Annotated in this window: 17 protein-coding genes and 1 pseudogene; 16 read left to right on the top strand and 2 right to left on the bottom strand. The window is 72.4% G+C overall.

The genetic code is table 11. The features are described from left to right. Positions 1 to 53: 53 nt before the first annotated feature. The 6 genes from OO70_RS19025 (at position 54) to OO70_RS19000 (ending at position 6,586) form a co-directional block, all read left to right on the top strand. Complete coding sequence (locus OO70_RS19025) at positions 54 to 590, top strand: GNAT family N-acetyltransferase (RefSeq protein WP_078651448.1); 537 nt, start codon at positions 54 to 56, stop codon at positions 588 to 590. Between the two features lie 7 nt (positions 591 to 597). Beyond that, positions 598 to 2,088 carry an ABC transporter substrate-binding protein gene (locus OO70_RS19020; RefSeq protein WP_043672011.1) on the top strand — a complete coding sequence of 497 codons (1,491 nt, stop codon included), beginning with the start codon at positions 598 to 600 and terminating at the stop codon, positions 2,086 to 2,088. Between the two features lie 3 nt (positions 2,089 to 2,091). Further along, positions 2,092 to 3,840 (top strand): ABC transporter permease subunit, encoded by a 1,749-nt coding sequence (locus OO70_RS19015; protein WP_043672009.1) that lies wholly within the window; start codon positions 2,092 to 2,094, stop codon positions 3,838 to 3,840. Further along, positions 3,837 to 5,051 (top strand): MDR family MFS transporter, encoded by a 1,215-nt coding sequence (locus OO70_RS19010; RefSeq protein WP_043672005.1) that lies wholly within the window; start codon positions 3,837 to 3,839, stop codon positions 5,049 to 5,051. The genes OO70_RS19015 and OO70_RS19010 overlap by 4 nt, the downstream gene beginning before the upstream one ends. Positions 5,052 to 5,197: 146 nt before the next feature. Next, positions 5,198 to 5,803 (top strand): hypothetical protein, encoded by a 606-nt coding sequence (locus OO70_RS19005; protein WP_043672003.1) that lies wholly within the window; start codon positions 5,198 to 5,200, stop codon positions 5,801 to 5,803. A gap of 39 nt (positions 5,804 to 5,842) precedes the next feature. Continuing rightward, on the top strand, positions 5,843 to 6,586 hold the full coding sequence (locus OO70_RS19000) for a YcnI family copper-binding membrane protein (protein ID WP_043672000.1): 744 nt from the start codon (positions 5,843 to 5,845) through the stop codon (positions 6,584 to 6,586). An 81-nt stretch (positions 6,587 to 6,667) separates the two neighbouring features. Here OO70_RS19000 and OO70_RS18995 read toward each other — a convergent pair whose 3' ends face one another. Next, on the bottom strand, positions 6,668 to 7,438 hold the full coding sequence (locus OO70_RS18995) for a CDP-alcohol phosphatidyltransferase family protein (RefSeq protein ID WP_043671997.1): 771 nt from the start codon (positions 7,436 to 7,438) through the stop codon (positions 6,668 to 6,670). Between the two features lie 105 nt (positions 7,439 to 7,543). Between OO70_RS18995 and OO70_RS18990 the strand changes: the two genes are divergently transcribed. The 5 genes and pseudogenes from OO70_RS18990 to OO70_RS56050 all read left to right on the top strand — a co-directional run. After that, positions 7,544 to 8,524 carry a zinc-dependent alcohol dehydrogenase gene (locus OO70_RS18990; protein WP_043671995.1) on the top strand — a complete coding sequence of 327 codons (981 nt, stop codon included), beginning with the start codon at positions 7,544 to 7,546 and terminating at the stop codon, positions 8,522 to 8,524. Between the two features lie 150 nt (positions 8,525 to 8,674). Next, the gene (locus OO70_RS18985) at positions 8,675 to 9,073 is read left to right on the top strand and encodes a 6-pyruvoyl trahydropterin synthase family protein (protein ID WP_043671992.1); all 399 of its coding nucleotides are present in this window, start codon (positions 8,675 to 8,677) and stop codon (positions 9,071 to 9,073) included. Next, positions 9,070 to 10,254 (top strand): glycosyltransferase family 4 protein, encoded by a 1,185-nt coding sequence (locus OO70_RS18980; RefSeq protein WP_043671990.1) that lies wholly within the window; start codon positions 9,070 to 9,072, stop codon positions 10,252 to 10,254. Before OO70_RS18985 ends, OO70_RS18980 begins: the two co-directional genes overlap by 4 nt. After that, entirely contained in the window at positions 10,251 to 11,348 is a 1,098-nt protein-coding gene (locus OO70_RS53795) for a hypothetical protein (protein WP_043671986.1), read from the top strand. The genes OO70_RS18980 and OO70_RS53795 overlap by 4 nt, the downstream gene beginning before the upstream one ends. Next, positions 11,345 to 12,421 (top strand): annotated as a pseudogene (locus OO70_RS56050) (lysylphosphatidylglycerol synthase transmembrane domain-containing protein); the annotation flags it as partial. The gene OO70_RS53795 and the pseudogene OO70_RS56050, both read left to right, overlap by 4 nt. A gap of 152 nt (positions 12,422 to 12,573) precedes the next feature. Here OO70_RS56050 and OO70_RS18970 read toward each other — a convergent pair. After that, positions 12,574 to 13,329, bottom strand: a complete 756-nt coding sequence (locus OO70_RS18970) for a creatininase family protein (protein WP_051741362.1) — start codon at positions 13,327 to 13,329, stop codon at positions 12,574 to 12,576. A gap of 38 nt (positions 13,330 to 13,367) precedes the next feature. On the opposite strand from OO70_RS18970, the gene ribA reads away from it, so the two are divergent. The 5 genes from ribA to OO70_RS18945 are packed head-to-tail and all read left to right on the top strand — an operon-like array spanning position 13,368 to position 18,394. Further along, positions 13,368 to 14,030, top strand: a complete 663-nt coding sequence (ribA, locus tag OO70_RS18965) for a GTP cyclohydrolase II (protein WP_043671982.1) — start codon at positions 13,368 to 13,370, stop codon at positions 14,028 to 14,030. Positions 14,031 to 14,063: 33 nt separating this feature from the next. Continuing rightward, on the top strand, positions 14,064 to 15,035 hold the full coding sequence (locus OO70_RS18960; RefSeq protein ID WP_043671971.1) for an ornithine cyclodeaminase family protein: 972 nt from the start codon (positions 14,064 to 14,066) through the stop codon (positions 15,033 to 15,035). Next, positions 15,032 to 16,177 (top strand): NAD(P)/FAD-dependent oxidoreductase, encoded by a 1,146-nt coding sequence (locus OO70_RS18955; protein WP_043671969.1) that lies wholly within the window; start codon positions 15,032 to 15,034, stop codon positions 16,175 to 16,177. The genes OO70_RS18960 and OO70_RS18955 overlap by 4 nt, the downstream gene beginning before the upstream one ends. Then, a complete protein-coding gene (locus OO70_RS18950; RefSeq protein WP_043671966.1) occupies positions 16,174 to 17,247 on the top strand; it encodes a saccharopine dehydrogenase in 1,074 nt (357 codons plus the stop codon). Before OO70_RS18955 ends, OO70_RS18950 begins: the two co-directional genes overlap by 4 nt. Continuing rightward, complete coding sequence (locus OO70_RS18945) at positions 17,240 to 18,394, top strand: saccharopine dehydrogenase family protein (protein WP_043671963.1); 1,155 nt, start codon at positions 17,240 to 17,242, stop codon at positions 18,392 to 18,394. The genes OO70_RS18950 and OO70_RS18945 overlap by 8 nt, the downstream gene beginning before the upstream one ends. Positions 18,395 to 18,421: the final 27 nt, after the last annotated feature.

Raw genomic sequence — 18,421 nt, 5'->3', positions numbered from 1 at the left:
GGGTGCTCGCCGTGACGATCAAGGACCGGAGTCTTAATGCATATGATGTGCAAGTGCTTGATTACTGCATCAGGGCGGCGGGCCCAAACGACCTCGACGGTGCGCGTGCCGTGATGCTCGACACCGTCTACCGCGACTTCACCACCGGGTACGTGCCCCGCTGGCACGGCGACATCATCGACCCGGCCGCCGCCTACCTCGCCCCCTCCCGCCACACCCTCCTGGTCGCGCTCGACCCCGCCGACGACGCCGTCGTCGCCACCGGTGCCCTCGACTCCCGTGCCCCGGCCCACCCGCCGAACCCGCGCCGGCTCGCCGAGCGTTACCCCTCCGGCGAGACCGCCCAACTGCGCCGGATCTACGTCCGCCCCGACCACCGCCGCCGTGGCCTCGCCCGACGCCTGGTCGGCGAGCTACTCGCGTTCGCCGCCGCCGACGGCCACTACCGCGCCGTATATCTGCACACGGATCCGGCGGTGCCGGGTGCCGAGTCCTTCTGGCGGTCGCTCGGCAAGGTCGTGCTCGACGAGCGCGAGGAACCGGGCGGCGGCCAGGGGATCATCCACTTCGAGATACCGATGGGGCGGTAGACGCACCGTGCACCGTTTTCGACTCCTGCTCGCTCTCCTCCTGGCCCCGGCCCTGACCGGCTGCTTCGCCTCCGGGGGTGCCGACGACCCGTCCGGTGAGGCGAAGTCCGGCTCCCGGCTGCGCGTCGCCCTCGCGTTCCCGCCCGCCGAGAACCTCTCCCCGTACGGCGCCGACGCCACCCTCCTCAGCCGCCTCGGCGTCACCGAAGGTCTGACCTCGCTGGACGCCAACGGCGCCGCCGCCCCCGCGCTCGCCCGTTCCTGGCAACGCGAGGGCGACCGCAGCTGGCTGTTCACCCTGCGCGAGGCGACCTTCCAGGACGGCACCGAGGTCACCCCGGCCCGCGTGGCCGCCGCCCTCACCCACGCCACCGAGGCGAAGTCCGCCCCCGCCGCGCTCTCCGGCGTCACCCTCACCGCGGAGTCCGCGGGCGGCGACCGCGTACGCGTCACCACCAACTCCCCTGATCCCGTAATGCCGTTGAGGCTGGCCGGTCCCGCTCTCGCCGTCCTCTCCCCGAAGGCGTACGACGAGAAGGGCCGCGTCGACCCGGTCGGCACCGCCACCGGTCCCTTCGAACTGACGAAGGTCACCGGCTCCACGGCGGCCACCCTCGACCGCTTCGACGACTACTGGGGCGGTCTCGCGCAGGCCTCGGGCATCGACGCACGGTTCATCGCGGACGGCACCGCCCGCACCAACGCCCTGCGCACCGGACAGGTAGACATGGCGGAGGCGATACCCGTCGCCCAGGCCGTCGGCCTCGACGCGGCCACCCGCCGCGAGACCGCCACCACCCGTACCACGAGCCTCCAACTCAACACCAGGACAGGGCCGTTCAAGGACCCGAAGCTCCGCGCCGCCGCCCGCGAGGCCGTCGACACCTCCGCACTCGCCAAGGGCGTCTACGAAGGCCACGCCGACGCCGGTACGGGCATCTACGGCCCCGCCGTCACCTGGGCCGCCGGCAAACGCGAGCAACCGGTCGGGCGGGCGAAGGCTGCGGCGCCGGACGGGACGACGATCACCCTGGCGACGTACGACAACCGGCCCGAACTCCCCGAAGCCGCACAGGTGTTGAAGCAGCAGCTGGAACAGGCCGGATTCAAGGTCGAGTTGGAGGTGCGCGAGTACTCGCGGATCGAGAGCGACGCCCTGGCCGGGAAGTTCGACGCGTTCGTCGTCGCCCGCAACACCCTGGTGGACACCGGCGATCCGGTCGCCGTGCTCGCCAGTGACTACACCTGTGACGGCGGCTACAACCTCGCCCTGCTCTGCGACAAGGACGTCGACCGGGCCGTCGCGAAGGCGCAGCGCACCGCCGACACCTCCGCACGCCAGAGTGCGGCGATGGCGGCCGAGGCCCAGATCCTCGGCACGGACGCCGTCGTGCCGCTTGTCCACCAGCGGGTCGTCACCGGCGTCAGTACCTCCGTCAAGGGCGTGCTCCTCGACCCGTACGAGCGCACCCTCGTCGGCACCGGAACCCGGCGCTGAACCATGCCGCACCGCACGGCCACACTCCTGTGGCGCGCCTTCCTCGCGGCCGCCCTGGTGTGCGCCGTGGGCCTGCTGCCCTGGCTCTCCCGCACCGACCCGGCACTCACCGTCCTCAAGGCGCGGTCGGCGGAACGTGACCCCGATCCCGCGGTGCTCGCCGCCGTCCGCGCCCAACTCGGCCTGGAGGACGGTCCGTTGCGGTTGCTCGGGCAGTGGCTCGGCGGGCTGCCGCGCGGGGATGCCGGGCGGTCGTGGATCTCCGGGGACGCGGTCATGCCCGGGGTGCTCCAAGCACTGGGCGCGTCCCTGCTGTTGATGGGCGCGGCGCTGGTGGTGGCCTTCGGCACCGCCGGGTTGGTGTGCGCCCGCACGTTGTGGCGGGGCGGAGCCGAGGCGTCGCGACCGGGCGGCTCCGGCTCCGCCGTGCTCGCCGCGCTCCCCGAGTTCCTCACCGCGTCCGTGCTGGCCACCGTCGTCGGTGTGCAGCTCGGCTGGCTGCCCGCCCTCGGCTGGTACGGGCCGCGCTGGATCGTGCTGCCCGCGCTCGCGCTCGGGCTGCCCGCCGGGGCCGTGCTCGGGCGGCTGCTCGACGATCTGCTGCCCGGTGCGTTCGCCGAGCCGTGGGCGCGGGCCGCCGCCGCGCGGGGGCTGCCGGAGCGGACCGTCGCGCGGCAGGCCGTACGCCGTTGTCTGCCCGGGCTGTTGCCGAACATGGGGTTGTTCGTCGTCGGGCTGACCGGCGGGGCCGTCGCCGTCGAGCAGATCTTCGACATCCCCGGACTCGGCCGCACTACTCTCCAGGCCGCCCTGGCCCAGGACCTGCCCGTCCTCCAGGCCGGCACCCTCGCCCTCCTCCTGCTCGCCGCCGTCGCCGCCGGACTCTCCCGCCTCGCGACCCGCCTCCTCGTCGGCCCCGCACTTCGTTCCGGCGCCCTCCCGTCCCTCCACGGCCCCGCCCCAACTGCCCGACGGACCCTGCCCGTTGTCTACGGCTCCCTGCTCCTGGGAGTCGTCGCACTCGGGCTGCCCCGCGACCCCCTCGCCCTCAACACCCGTCTGCGTCTCCAACAGCCCACCTGGGCCCATCCGTTCGGCACCGACGCGCTCGGCCGGGATCTCCTCGCGCGGGTCGCCCACGGTGCCGTCGACACCCTGCTGCTCGCCCTCGCGATCAGTGCCGTCGCGCTCGGTACCGGCGTTCTGCTCGGGCTGCTGCCCCGGGTGTCCGGGCCGCTCGTCGACACGGTGAACGCCGTACCGCCGGTCCTCGCCGCGCTGTTGGTCGCCGCCGTGGCCGGAAACGGCAGCGGTACGCCCACCCTCGCCGTGGCCGCCCTCGCCTGGACCCCGCTCGCCGCACACACCTCCGCGCTGCTGCGGCAGGAACGCGCCACCCTGCACGTGACCGCCACCCGGGGCCTGGGCGCGGGCCGTTGGCACATCCTGCGCCACGAACTGCTGCCCGCCGTCCTGCCACCCGTCACCCGCCACGCCCTGCTCCGGCTGCCCGGTGTCGCCCTCGCCCTCGCCTCGCTCGGCTTCCTCGGCCTCGGCGCCCAACCCCCCTCCCCGGAATGGGGCCTCCTCCTCGCCGAGAACCAGCCCTACGCCGAACGCGCCCCCTGGGCCGTCCTCGCCCCCGCCGCCGTCCTCGCCCTGCTGGGCGCGCTCGCGGTGACGGCGGCCGGAGGCCTGCGAGTCGCCCCAGTCAACAGAGCTGGCAGGCAAAGGGAGTTGGCCGCCCGATGACCTCCGTGGCCCTCGCGCGAACCCCTCTCTCCCCGCTGCTCCGGTTGCTGATCCTCACTCAACTCGCCTTCAACATCGGCTTCTTCGCTGTCCTGCCGTTCCTCGCCGAACACCTGGCGGACGTGATCGGCATGGCGGGCTGGCTCGTCGGGCTGGTGCTCGGGCTGCGCACCTTCAGCCAGCAGGGGCTGTTCGTGGTCGGCGGGGCGCTCGCAGACCGGTACGGCGTACGGCCCGTGGTGCTCGCGGGGTGCGTGCTGCGGATCGCCGGGTTCGGCTGGCTCGGGTACGCCGAACGGACCTGGGCCGTCGTCGGGGCGGTCCTGCTCATCGGGTTCGCCGCCGCGCTGTTCTCACCGGCCGTGGAGTCCGAGGTCGCGCGGCAGGCGGTCGCGTGGGAGGAGAAGGGCGGGGGTGAACGGACGCGGGTGCTCGCGCTGTTCACCGTCGCGGGCCAAGTCGGGGCGTTCGTCGGGCCGTTGCTCGGTGCGCTGCTCCTCGCGGTGGACTTCAGGGTGACCTGTCTTGCCGGAGCCGGAGTGTTCGTGCTCGTTCTCGCCGGCCATGCGTGGTTGCTGCCGCAGCACATCCCCGGACGGGCGCGGATCACCCGGAAGGGCGGCATGCGGACCCTCGTGCGCAACCGGCCCTTCCTGGCGCTGTGTTGTGCCTACGGCGCCTATCTCCTCGCGTACAACCAGCTCTATCTCGCCCTCCCCGAAGAGGTCGAGCGCGCGACCGGTTCGCAGGCGCCGCTGGCCTGGCTGTTCGCGTTGTCCTCGCTGCTGGTGGTGACCGCGCAGCTGCCGGTCACAGTGTGGGCGGGGGAGCGGCTCGATCCACGCCGGTCCATGGCGGCCGGGCTGCTGCTGATCGCCGTAGGGTTCACGGCCGTGGCGGTGGCACGTCCCGCCCAACTGACCGGCACCGCCGGGCTGTTGCCCGCGACCGTCCTCGTCGTCCTGCTCACCCTCGGCCAGATGCTCATCGCCCCCGTCGCCCGCGCCTGGATCCCGGACCTCGCCGAACCCGACCGCCTCGGCCTCTACACCGGCGCGCTGTCCTCCGCCTCCGGACTGATCGTCCTCCTCGGCAGCGCGGCCACCGGCACCCTTCTCGACACCGGGCTGCCGGCCGCCATGCCGTGGCTGGTGCTGGCCGCCGTACCGGCAGCGGCGATCGGGTTGTTGCCGCGCGGAAAGTCCCGGTAAATCAACGCATGCCCGCATGAGTTCCCCCACCCCGACTGAACGCCCCACGCGCCACCCCCGTACCAAGCCATGAACCAGATATGAGCTGCCCCCTAAACCGCCATCGACGGCTACGGCGGCAGCGGCCCGTGGGAGGATCCGTCACCATGAGCGCATCCCCGGCGGTACGGAGCCTGCGCGCCGCGGTGTTCGCCGCGGTGTGTGTGCTGCTGGCTGCCGCCGGGCACGGGCTCGCCACCGGCGCGACGCCCCCGCTGTGGGCGGACGGCGCCGGGTTCCTCGTCGTGTTCGGCATGGGGTGGCTGCTCGGCGGACGGGAACGGTCCATGCCCGGCATCGGTGCCGCCATGCTCGCCACTCAGGCCGGCCTCCACCTCGGCTTCGACCTCGCGCGGCCCCGGACCGGGATGGCGATGGCCGGGATGGCGCACATGTCGGGGCACACCATGGCGCCCATGCGGCAGACGCAGGCGATGACCCCGCACGCCGTGGCCGCCCATGTCGTCGCCGCGCTCGTCGCGGCCTGGTGGCTGCGGCGCGGTGAGGCCGCGCTGTGGTCGCTGCTGCGCTGGGCCGTCGCCTTCGTGCCGGGACTGGTCGCCTGGTGGCGGGACGCCCCCGCCCCGTTGCCCGCCCGCACCGCCCGCCGGTCCGGACGCGCCGCCGCCGACGCGGCCCCCCTGCGCCAGCTCCTCCTGCGGCACGCGGTCAGCCGCAGAGGGCCACCGGCCCCGATCCCGTACCCGGTCTGACCACCCAACTTCCTTTTCCCGTACGGAGATCACTTCACCATGTCCGCACACCGCACCACCCTGCGCCGCGCAGGCACCGTCGCCGCGCTCGCCACCGCCGGAGTCCTGGCCGCCGCCGGCGTCGCCTCCGCGCACGTGACCGTCCACCCGGAGAGCTACGCCAAGGGAGCCACGGACGGGGTCATCACCTTCCGGGTCCCCAACGAGGAGGACAAGGCGAGCACCACCAAGGTCCAGGTCTATCTGCCCACCGACCACCCCGTCCTCGGCGTGCTGGTCACCCCGCAGAACGGCTGGACCGCGAAGGTCACCACCAGCAAGCTCAAGACGCCGGTGAAGACCGATGACGGGACGATCACCGACGCCGTCTCCGAGATCACCTGGACCGGCGGCAAGATCGGCGCCGGCCAGTTCGAGGACTTCAACGTCGCCTTCGGTCAACTGCCCGACGACACCGACCAGTTGACCTTCAAGACGCTGCAGACCTACTCGGACGGCAACGTCGTCCGCTGGATCGAGGAGACCACGGCAGGCGCCGACGAGCCGGAGAACCCGGCGCCCGTCCTCAAGCTCACCGCGAAGGAGAGCGAGGACGGCGACGAGACCCCGGCCGCCTCCGCCTCCACGGCGGCCACCGACACGAAGACGACCTCGGCCTCCTCGTCGAGCTCGAGCAGCGACTCGACCGCCCGCGGGCTCGGCATCGCCGGCCTGATCGTGGGCGTACTGGGTCTGGCGGCCGGCGCGTTCGCGGTCGTGCGCAGCCGGTCCCCGCGGTCGTAACCCCGTAGCCCCGCAAGCCGAAGGGCCCGGATCCACCACCTGGTGGTCCGGGCCCTTTCGGCGTGAGCGTGCCAACTGCCTCTACTGCGAGACCAGTTCGAGGACCTTCTCCTCGGCCGGGATCTCCTCGACGAGGGAGGTGCGGGAGGTGCGCCACAGCCACAGGATGTCGCGGCCGAAGGACCACACCAGGGTGCCCAGCGCGAGCGCGACGACGCCGATGTTGGCCGTGTGCGGCAACAGGTCCGCGCCCGCGAGGAGGAGCAGGATGCCCTGGGTGGCGGCGACCGTCTTGCGGGCCGTGCTCGGCGGCAGCGGGGCGTTCAGCCACAGCCAGACGCGGGCGGCGGCGACGAACGCGTAGCGCATGCCGCCGATCAGCAGGACCCACGGGCCGAGCTGTGTCGAGACGTACACGCTGAGGACGAGGATCAGGAACGCGTCGACCTCCATGTCGAAGCGCGCCCCCAGCGCGGTGGAAGTGTTCGTGCGCCGGGCGACCTTGCCGTCGACGCCGTCCAGGATCAGGGCCACCGCCGTCAGGCCGACCAGCAGGGTGACCGGCGGCGAGCTCTCGAAGGAGTCCGCGACCAGCGCGGTCACCCCGCCGACCAGGATGGCCCGGCCGAGGGTGACCCGGTTGGCCGGGCCGAAGGAACGGGTCCGGGTCCGGTGCAGCGCCTTGGAGAGCACGGCCCAGGTGGCGATCGCGAATGCCAGGCCGGTCAGCCAGCCGGCCGGCCCCATTCCGATCGCCGTGCCGAGCAACGCCAGCAACAGGATCTGAACGCCCGCTCCCACAGCGGTCTCCTGCTGGACCAGCCTTGCTTCGTATGTGTTGTTCAGGGCCACCGCACACCCTCCGGCCGTATGACAGAGTCGATCAACGCCGCGTACTGTGCGCGGCCTGTGGTTACCCGTACGTGAACAGCTTCCCGATCGTTCAGGAGGAATCCGATGAAGCGCACCGCGAGGGCGTTTTGGATCGGTCCACCCGGTCACGGCGAGATACGAGACGTCGTCCTGCCCGACCCCGCCGAGGGCGAGGTGCTGGTCCGTTCCCTGTGGTCGGGCGTGAGCCGCGGCACCGAGACCCTGGTCTTCCGCGGGGGCGTCCCCGAGAGCCAGCACGCGACCATGCGAGGACCGTTCCAAGAGGGCGACTTCCCAGGTCCGGTCAAGTACGGCTACCTCAACGTGGGGGTCGTGGAGGAGGGCCCGGCCGCGCTGCTCGGCCGTACCGTCTTCTGCCTCTACCCGCACCAGACGCGCTACGTCGTCCCCGCGAGCGCCGTGACACCGGTGCCGGACTCCGTGCCCGCCGGGCGGGCCGTCCTCGCCGGGACCGTGGAGACCGCGGTCAACGCCCTGTGGGACGCGAGGCCGCTGATCGGTGACCGGATCGCCGTGGTCGGCGGCGGCATGGTCGGCTGCTCGGTGGCCGCGCTGCTGGCCCGCTTCCCGGGCGTACGTGTCCAGTTGGTGGACGCCGATCCCACGCGCGCGAAGATCGCCGAGGCGCTGGGAGTCGGCTTCGCGCTCCCGGCGGACGCGCTCGGCGACTGCGACCTCGTCGTCCACGCCAGCGCCACCGAACAGGGCCTCGCCCGCGCCCTGGAACTCCTCAGCGCCGAGGGCACCGTCCTCGAACTGAGCTGGTACGGCGACCGGAAGGTCAGCCTCCCGCTCGGCGAGGCCTTCCACTCCCGCCGCCTGGTCATCCGCAGCAGCCAGGTCGGCACCGTCTCCCCGAACCGCGCCAACCGCAGCTACGCCGACCGGCTCGCCCTCGCCCTGGACCTGCTCGCCGACCCCGCGCTCGACGCGTTGGTCACCGGGGAGAGCGACTTCGAGGAGTTGCCGGAACTGCTGCCGAGGCTCGCCTCCGGGGAGGTTCCGGCACTGTGCCACCGTGTCCGTTACGCCGACATCGGCTGAGAACCGTTCAATTCCGTACGACAAGCGCGTCTGACCTGAGAAAAGAGTGAGAGTCGGCTGAACAGGGGGAGGCGTGCAGCCGTACTACACGGCATCCCCCGGCAGGGATCAGCCGGGGGACCAGACGCGCCGCACCTGGAGGGTCGTCCGTTGTTCAGCATCACCGTTCGCGATCACATCATGATCGCCCACAGCTTCCACGGCGAAGTGTTCGGACCCGCGCAGCGGTTGCACGGGGCCACGTTCCTCGTGGACGCCACCTTCCGGCGCGAGCAGCTGGACGACGACAACATCGTCGTCGACATCGGCCTGGCCACCCAGGAACTGGGCGCCGTCGTCAGCGAGCTGAACTACAGAAACCTCGACAACGAACCCGACTTCGCCGGCGTCAACACCTCGACGGAGTTCCTCGCGAAGGTCATCGCCGACCGGCTCGCCGAGCGGATCGAGAAGGGCGCACTCGGCGAGGGCGCCCGCGGCCTCGCCGGTCTCCAGGTCACCCTGCACGAGTCGCACGTCGCCTGGGCGAGTTACGAGCGTGCGCTGTGAACGACGTGACCATCGACCGCACCACCTCGCTGGGATTCCTGCCCGCGCAGCGCGCCGCCTCCCGGAATGCCGAGATCATCCCCATGTCCCTGCGCACCGTGCACTTCGTGATGCCGGGCGGCGTCGACGACCCGGCCACGCCGAGCGGCGGCAACGCCTACGACCGGCGCGTCAGCCTGGACCTGCCCGGCTTCGGCTGGCAGGTCCACAAGCACGCCGTGGACGGCGAGTGGCCCCGGCCCGGTACGGCCGCCCGCGCCGAACTGGCCCGCGTGCTGAGCGAGTTGCCGGACGGCGCCGCCGTACTCCTCGACGGGATCGTGGCCTGCGGAGTCCCCGAGATCATCGTCCCGGAGGCCGACCGGCTGAGCCTGGCCGTCCTCGTCCACCTCCCGCTCGGCGACGAGACCAGCCTCGAAGCTTCCGTCGCCGCCGAGCTGGACGCAAAGGAACGCACCGTCCTGCGGGCCGTGTCCGCGGTGATCGGTACCAGCGACTGGGCGGTCCGCCGCCTCGTCTCCCACCACGGCCTGGCCCCCGACCGGGTCCATGTCGCCACCCCCGGCGCCGACATCGCCCCCCTCGCCTCCGGCACCGACGGCGTCTCCCGCCTCCTGTGCGTCGCCACACTGACCCCGCGCAAGGGCCAGCACCGGCTCATCGAGGCCCTGGCCGCCGCGGCCGACCTGCCGTGGACCTGCGAGTGCGTCGGCGGCTTCGGCAACGACCCGGAGTACGTCGACCACCTGCGCGACCTCATCAAGCAGTACGGCCTCCAGGACCGCCTGCACCTCGCCGGCCCGCGGGCCGGCGCCGCACTCGACGCCACCTACGCCTCCGCCGACCTCATGGTCCTCATGTCGTACGCCGAGACGTACGGGATGGCCGTCACCGAGGCCCTCGCACGCGGCATCCCCGTGTTGGCCACGGACGTCGGCGGTCTCCCCGAGGCGGTCGGCCGCGCCCCCGACGGCGGCGTGCCCGGCATCCTCGTCCCGCCGGAGGACCCCGCCGCCCTCGCCGCCGAACTGCGCGGCTGGTTCGGCGAGGCCGACGTACGCCGACGGCTGAAGGCGGCGGCCCGGGGTAGACGAGCGGCGCTCGACGGCTGGGCCACCACGGCCCGCAGCCTGGCCGGCGTACTCACCCGGCTCCCCAGCGAATCCCGGAGGGCGGCATGACGAACACGCAGGCCGCACAGACCGGACGGATTCCGGCGCAGCCGGGTCCCAGGGGCGTACCGCTGGGCATGTTGGTGCCCCCGGCGCAGCCCGCAGTGCAGGACGCGACGGCCGAGCGGCCGGGGCCGGAGGACGTGATGGCGGGGACGGTTTCAGCGGATGCCGGCGAGCAGACCGGGCCGGGTTCCGTGATCCCCGGCGCCGGGCCCGCGAACCGCCCCGGCGAGCGGGCCACCGTACGGCTGCGGGACGTCGGTCCCGACGATCCGCCGCGCTACGCGCCCGAGTGGCTGGAGCTGCGGGAGGGTGCCGACGCCGTCGCGCGGGCGCCCGAGCTGCTCGACCCGCTGCGCATCCGGCTCGCCAACCTGCCGGGCCGGTCCGGGGTCGTCATCCACGACCTGGGCTGCGGCACCGGCTCGATGGGACGGTGGCTCGCGCCCCGCCTCGACGGCGCCCAGCACTGGATCCTGCACGACCGCGACCCCTATCTCCTGCACTTCGCCGCCGTGGCCTCCCCGCGTGCCGCCGCCGACGGCAGCCGCGTGACGGTCGAGACCCGGCGCGGCGACGTGGCCCGGCTGACCCCGGACGCGCTGGTCGGCGCCTCGCTGGTGACGGCCTCCGCACTGCTGGACGTCCTCACCCGCGAGGAGGTCGACGCGCTCGTCGCCGCCTGTGTCGGCGCCGGATGCCCCGCGCTCCTCACCCTCTCCGTGGCCGGACGGGTCGAGATCACCCCGTCCGAACCGATGGACGCGGAGATCGCCGACGCGTTCAACGCCCACCAGCGGCGCGACGGACTCCTCGGCCCGGACGCCGTCACCGTCACCTGCGAGGCGTTCGCCGCGCACGGCGCGACGGTCCGGGTCCACCCGAGCGCCTGGCGGCTCGGCCCCGACGAGGCCGCGCTCACCGCCGAGTGGCTGCGCGGCTGGGTCGGCGCCGCCGTCGAGGAGCGCCCCGAACTGAAGGAACGCGCCGACCGCTATCTGGAACAGCGCCTGGCGGCCTGCGCGGCAGGGGAGTTGACGGTGCTGGTCCACCACAGCGATCTGCTGGCGCTGGCCCGGCCGACGGGGGGAACGTCATGAGCGTCGAGACGATGAGGACGGTCGCACCGCGGGCGGCCACCAAGACGCGCAGGGTGCGCGTGGAGCGGTCCGCGCCGGTCGCCCTCGAACTGCGTGCCGAGAACGCGGTGCAGCAGGTGCAGCGACGGCCTCGGCACACCCCGCCGCTGCACAGCTCGGCCGTCTCCGGCGACCGCATCGGCGTGATCGTCGCCGCCCCGCGCCCCGGCACCGACCGCGCTTCCGGCGCCCGCCGCGTCCTGGGCGCGATCCTGACCCGGGTGAACTCCCGCGCGGTACGCACCCACTTCGGCACCGTCGCCGGTGTCACCATCCTCGGCGTCCTCCTGTGGCGCCTGGGCACCGGCGTCTTCCTGGACGGGCTGCGCCGCATCGACGTACCGACGCTGCTGATCGGGCTCGGGATCGGGGTCGTCACCACGGTGTTCAGCGCCTGGCGGTGGGCCCTGGTGGCGCGCGGACTGCGCATCAAACTGCCGCTCGGCCCGGCCGTCGCCGACTACTACCGCGCCCTGTTCCTGAACGCGGCCCTGCCCGGCGGCATCCTCGGCGACGTGCACCGGGCGGTCCGGCACGGACAGAGCGCCGGCGACATGGGCCGCGCCGTACGCGCCGTGGTCCTGGAGCGCGTCGCGGGCCAGATCGCGCTGGCCGTCGTGGGGGTGGCGGTCCTGCTGGGCCTCGACTCCCCGGTGATGGCCGACGCCCGCAGCATCGCCCCACTCGTACTCCTCGGCGCCGTCGGGGCGTTGGCGGTCGTGGCCGCCCTGCGGATGAACCGCCCGCCCACCGCCACCCGCCGCGGCCGCGCGCTGCGCACCACCCTCGACGAGGCGCGCGCCGGACTGTTCTCCCGCGCCAACTGGCCCGGCGTCACCGTCTCCTCGCTGATCATCCTGGCGGGCCACCTCGCGATGTTCGTGGTCGCCGCCCGGGCCGCCGGATCCGCCGCCACCGTCGCCCAGCTGCTGCCGATCGCGGTCCTCGCGCTGGTCGCCATGGGCCTGCCGCTGAACGTCGGCGGCTGGGGCCCCCGCGAGGGCGTCACCGCTTGGGCGTTCGGCGCCGCCGGCCTGGGCGCGAGCAGCGGCCTGTCCGTCTCCGTGATCTACGGCGTGCTCAGCTTCGCCGCCGCCGCGCCCGGCCTGCTGGTCCTGGTCGCCCGCTGGTACACCGGCCTGCGCACCGCCGGGACCGGCACCGCCGTACCGGACCCGGAACCCGCTCAGGCGTCCGCGGTCAGCATCGAGAAATACGCGCCGAAGGAATCGGCGAGGCTCGCCAGCAGTGCCTTCCCCTTTTCCGCCGAGCCGAGGGACGGGCGCCCGATGACGCCCGACTCGGTATAGCCGGACATACCGAGCGTCAGGAGATGGCGACGGTCGTCGGCGACGAAATCGGAGGTCTCATAACCGGGACGGATCAATTCGGGATGAGCGTGCAGCAGAATGGAGGTCTCGATTTCCCCCGCATGCATATCGGTGAGCAACGAGGTCACCACCCCCGCCCGCTCCAGCGCCGTCTCCCAGTCCTCGGCGGCCGGGAACAGCGCCATCCGCTCACCGCGCGCGGAGGACTCCTGAACGACGTTGCCCAGCACGTAGTTTCCGCCGTGACCGTTGACCACCACCAGGGTCTCGACCCCCGACCGGCGGAGCGAATCAGCGATGTCCCGCACCACCGCATGAAGGGTCACGGAAGAGATGCTGACGGTCCCCGGCCAGGCCGCGTGCTCGTGCGAGCAGGCGATCGTCACCGGTGGGAGCAGATGCACCGGGTACGCCGCCGCGATCTCCCGGGCGACGGCACAGGCGACGAGGGTGTCGGTCGCCAGCGGGAGGAACGGGCCGTGCTGCTCGAAACTGCCGACCGGAAGGACGGCGACCTGTGTTGAAAGACTTGCCCCCCTAGTCCGTACGTCCTCCGTGGTGTCCGCCGGCACCAGTCCGTATGCCGCCGTCCGTGAGTCCGAACCATTCATTTTTTCACGGCCTTTCGTCTCTGCTTAGGAACCAGATCATGACAGAAAACATTGGCGTACTCGGCAAGAAGAAGTCTCCACAGCCCACGGGCGTGGAACGCGTCGTGAATGCTCCCTTGCCCACCGTGTACGGCAAATTCCAGGCGATCGGCTACCTGGACCACGACCGCGGTGACGAGCAAGTGGCCCTGGTCTACGGCGACATCGGCACGGACGACGTACTCACCCGACTCCACTCGGAGTGCCTGACGGGTGATGCCTTCGGCTCCCAGCACTGCGAGTGCGGCGACCAGTTGGACGCGGCGATGCGGGCCGTGGTCGCCGAAGGCCGGGGCATCGTCGTCTACTTGAGGGGCCACGAGGGCCGCGGGATAGGCCTGCTCGCCAAGTTGCGCGCGATGGCCCTGCAGGCGGAGGGCCTGGACACCGTCGAAGCGAACCTCGCCCTCGGCCTGCCGGTCGACGCCCGCGACTACGGCGTCGCCGCCGAGATCCTGCACGACCTCGGGGTGGCGAGCGTCCGCCTGCTCTCCAACAACCCGCGCAAACGCGAGGCGTTGCTGGAACACGGCATCAAGGTCTCCGAAGAGGTACCGCTGTTGATCCCGCCCTGCGAGAACAACATCACCTATCTCCGCACCAAGCGGGAGCGCCTCGACCACCACCTGCCCCATCTGGACGCGGTGGCGCACTGGTCCTGATTCCGGCGAGCGGAGTCCGGATAGGAAGAGGGAATGACCGACGACGTCCTCTTCCTCTCCGGCGACCGGATCAGGCACCTGCTCGACGCCGACGCGGCCATCGCCTCGCAGCGCGCGGCCTTCACCGCGCTCGGTGCCGGCGACGCCGACCTGCCCGGCAAGATCATGCACCCGAGCCGCTTCGACGACAGCGTCGTCTTCGCCTATGTCTCCCGGCTGTCGGCGGACACCGGGGCGGTCGCGAAGTTCGGCAGCGTCAACCCCGCCAACGCGAAGGCCGGACTGCCCACCGTCCACGCGGTGATCAGTGCCCTCGACCCGCGCACCGGGCAACTGGTCGCGGTCATGGACGGCACGGCGGTGACCACCCTGCGCACGGCCGCCGGTAGCGCGGTCGCCGTCGACGCCCTGGCCGTCCCCGACGCCGACCGTCTCGCCGTCCTCGGCTCCGGCACCCAGGCCCTCGCCCATGTCCGCGCGATCGCCCGGGTCCGGGACCTGAAGTCCGTACGACTGTGGAGCCCGAACCCGCAGCGACGCGCACACGCCGCAGAAGCGCTCTCCGCCCAACTGCCCTTCCCCGTCGAGGCGGTGGACACCGCGAAGGAAGCCGTGACCGGCGCGTCCGTGGTCGCCGCCTGCACCCTCAGCACCACCCCCGTGGTGCACGGCGCCTGGCTCACGCCCGGCTGCACGGTCGTCAGCGTCGGCTCCTTCGAACCCACCCGCAGCGAGGTCGACGCCGAAGTCCTACGACGATCGGCGGCCGTCGTGGTCGACGACCCGGAGACCGCCGCCGGGCACGCCGGACCGGTCGTGACCGCCCTGCGCGACGGACTGCTCGCCCCCGACGACCTGATCCCGCTCGGCGCCGTACTCACCGGCCGCCGCAGCGCCCGTACCGGAGTGGACGACATCGTCTACTACAACAGCGTCGGACTCGGCATCCAGGACGCGGCAGCGGCCTGGGCCGTCATCGACGCGGCACAGAAGGAGCGCCCGTGAAACGTCAGGCCGAGGTCGTCGTCATCGGCGGCGGGGTCATCGGTACGAGCATCGCCTACCACCTGGCCCGCGCCGGCGTCAGAGACGTCGTCCTGGTCGAACGGGACGAACTCGCCGCCGGGTCCACCTCCAAAGCGGCCGGCGGAGTGCGGGCACAGTTCTCCGACGGGCTCAACGTGCAGCTCGGCGCGCGCAGCCTGGAGGCCTTCGACCGCTTCGAGGAGGACACCGGGTACGACATCGGGTTACATCGCGTCGGCTACCTGTTCCTGCTGTCGACGCCCGAGGAGGTCGCCAACTTCGAGGCGGGCGTCCGCCTGCAGAACTCCCTCGACGTGCGCAGCCGCATGATCGACCCGGCCGAGGCCCAGCGGCTCTCCCCGCTGATCAGTACCGAAGGGCTGCTCGCCGCCGCCTACTCGCCCGACGACGGCCACTGCACCCCCGAGGCCGTCGTCCACGGCTACGCCTCCGCGGCCCGGGCCCACGGCGCGACGATCCTGCGCCACACCGACGTCACCGGCATCGAGACGCACGGCGACACCATCACCGCTGTGCTGACGACCCTCGGCCGCATCGACACGAACACGGTGATCTGCGCGGCCGGTGCCTGGTCCAAGGGGATCGGCGCGATGGCCGGCGTGGACCTCCCCGTGCAGCCACTGCGCCGCCAGATCGCGGTCACGGAACCGGTGACGGGCCTGCCGCCGAACCTCCCCATGACGATCGACTTCACCACCAGCCTCTACTTCCACAGTGAGGGCCCCGGCCTCCTCGTCGGCATGTCCGACCCCGACGAGCGTCCCGGCTTCGCCACCGACACCCACGACCGCTGGATCCCCCGCCTCGCCGAGGCCATGCGCCGCCGCGCCCCCGACCTCCTGGAGCTGCGCCGCACCGGCGGCTGGGCCGGCCTCTACGAGAACACCCCGGACCACAACGCCCTGATCGGCGAGGCCACTTCGGTCTCCCGCTTCCTCTACGCCACCGGCTTCTCCGGCCACGGTTTCCTGCAGGGACCGGCCGTCGGCGAGGTCGTCCGCGACCTGTACCTCGGCCACGTACCCTTCGTGGACGTCAGCCCCCTGAGCGCCGGCCGGTTCGCGGCCGACGCCCCGCGTCCGGAGGTCAACCTGGTATGACCGAGCTCCATCTGTGGCTGCGCCACGAGGCCCGCACGACCGAGCGCCGCACCCCGGTCGTCCCCTCCGACGCCCGCCGACTCGTCGAGAACGGGGTGACCCTCACGGTCGAGGAGTCTCCGCAACGGATCTTCCCCATCGAGGAGTACGAGGCGGTCGGCGCCCGGGTGGCACCCGCGGGTTCCTGGGTGTCGGCGCCGCGGGATGCGGTGATCCTCGGCCTGAAGGAACTCCCGGACAAGCCGGCCGAGTTGACCCACCGCCACATCTTCTTCGGGCACGCCTACAAGGGCCAGCCGGGGGCGAGCGACCTGCTGAGGCGGTTCGGGGCAGGAGGAGGGGCGCTGCTCGATCTCGAATACCTGGTGGACGACGACGGACGCCGCCTCGCCGCGTTCGGCTTCTGGGCGGGCTACCTGGGCGCGGCCCTCGCCGTACTCCAGCACCGGGGCCGCCTGGTCGCCCCGCTGACGCCCACCTCGAAGGAGGAGCTGGACAAGACCCTCCAACCCGCCCCCGGGGACGCGGAGTTCAGCGCGCTGGTGATCGGCGCGCTGGGCCGCAGCGGCCGGGGAGCGCGCGTGGCTTTCTCCGCCGCCGGTGTCGAACCGACCTGTTGGGACCTCGCCGAGACCCAGAACCTGGACCGCCCGGCCCTGTTGGCCCACGACGTACTGGTCAACTGCGTCCTGGCGACCACCCCCGTCCCGCCCTTCCTCCGCGCGGAGGACCTCGACGACCCGGCCCGCCTGCTCCGTACCGTCTCCGACGTCACCTGCGACGTGGGCTCGCCCCTGAACGTGCTGCCGGTCTACGACCGCACGACCGAATGGGACGACCCGGTACGGCAGTTGCGCGAGCGGCCCCCGCTCGACCTCATCGCGATCGACAACCTGCCGTCCCTGCTGCCGAGAGAGTCGAGCACCGACTTCTCGGCGGCACTGCTGCCCCAGCTCCTGGACTTCGGGACGGGCGGGGCGTGGGGTCGCTGCCTGGACCTGTTCCGTACGAAGTGCCGAGAACTCGGCATCGACATCACCGCCGTGGAAGGGGAGTTGGGCCATGTCTGAGGTGGTGCGCGCGAGCGGTACCGTCCACTGGATCGGCGCCGGGCTGTCCACGGGCAGCGGTCTCGCCCTGCTGTGTGATGCCGCCGAGCGGGTGCGGCTGTGGCACCGCACCGAGGAGCGTGCGGCTCAGGCCCTCGACCACCTGGGCCTGACGGGCCGCGCGGAACCGCGTGCGTTCACGCTCGCCGCGCTCACCGCCGAACTGGCGCCCGGAGACGTCGTCGTCTCCATGCTGCCCGCGCCCGAACACGCCGCGCTGCTGGCCGCCTGTGTCCGACGCCAGGCGCATTTCGCCTGCTCCAGCTATGTCTCGGACGCCGTGCTCGAACAGGTACCGGCGGCCGAGAAGGCGGGCGTCGTCGTCCTCACCGAGGCCGGTCTCGACCCCGGCATCGACCACCTCTTCGCCCACAGCCTCGTCGCCCGCGCCCGGGAGGCGATCGGTGCGGGCACGGCGGCCTCGTACCGCCTCACCTCGTACTGCGGTGGTGTGCCGGCGGTGCCCAACGACTTCCGGTACCGCTTCAGTTGGGCGCCGGCCGGGGTGCTGGGCGCGCTGCGCTCGCCGGCGCGCTACCTGGAGGACGGCGTGGAGACGGTCGCCGAACGGCCCTGGGAGGTGACCCGGCCGCACGTCGTCGACGGCGAGACCTTCGAGGTCTATCCGAACCGGGACAGTATGCCGTTCATCGAGCAGTACGGGCTGCCGGCGGCCTGGCAGCCGCGGACGTTCGTGCGGGGGACGCTGCGTCTGGAGGGCTGGCTGCGGGCCTGGGACGCGGTGTTCGACGAACTGAAGGCGGGCGACGACACGCGGATCGCCGCGCTGGCAAGGGAGTTGGCGGCCACCTACCCCACCACGGACGCCGACCACGACCGAGTCGTCCTGGCCGTGTCCCTCGACGTCCGGGACGACACGGGCCGGACCTGGTCCGGCAGCTACCTCCTCGACCTGGTCGGCGACGAGGAGGAGAGCGCGATGGCCCGCTGCGTCTCGCGTCCGCTCTCCCTCGCCGTCCGCCACATCCTGTCCGACGACCTGCCGTCCGGTCTGAACCGGGCGGCGGAGACGGCGGAACGGTCACGGGAGTGGCTGAGCGAACTGGCGGGGGAGGGGCTGGAGTTCACCTTGCGGGTGGATCAGTAGCGGTGGGTGCGTGTGGCTCGGTGGCCG

Origin of the sequence: Streptomyces xylophagus, assembly GCF_000716435.1 — a bacterium.
In the GTDB taxonomy this organism is placed as follows: Bacteria; Actinomycetota; Actinomycetes; order Streptomycetales; family Streptomycetaceae; genus Streptomyces; species Streptomyces xylophagus.
This window is presented reverse-complemented; position numbering and strand designations above follow the sequence as displayed.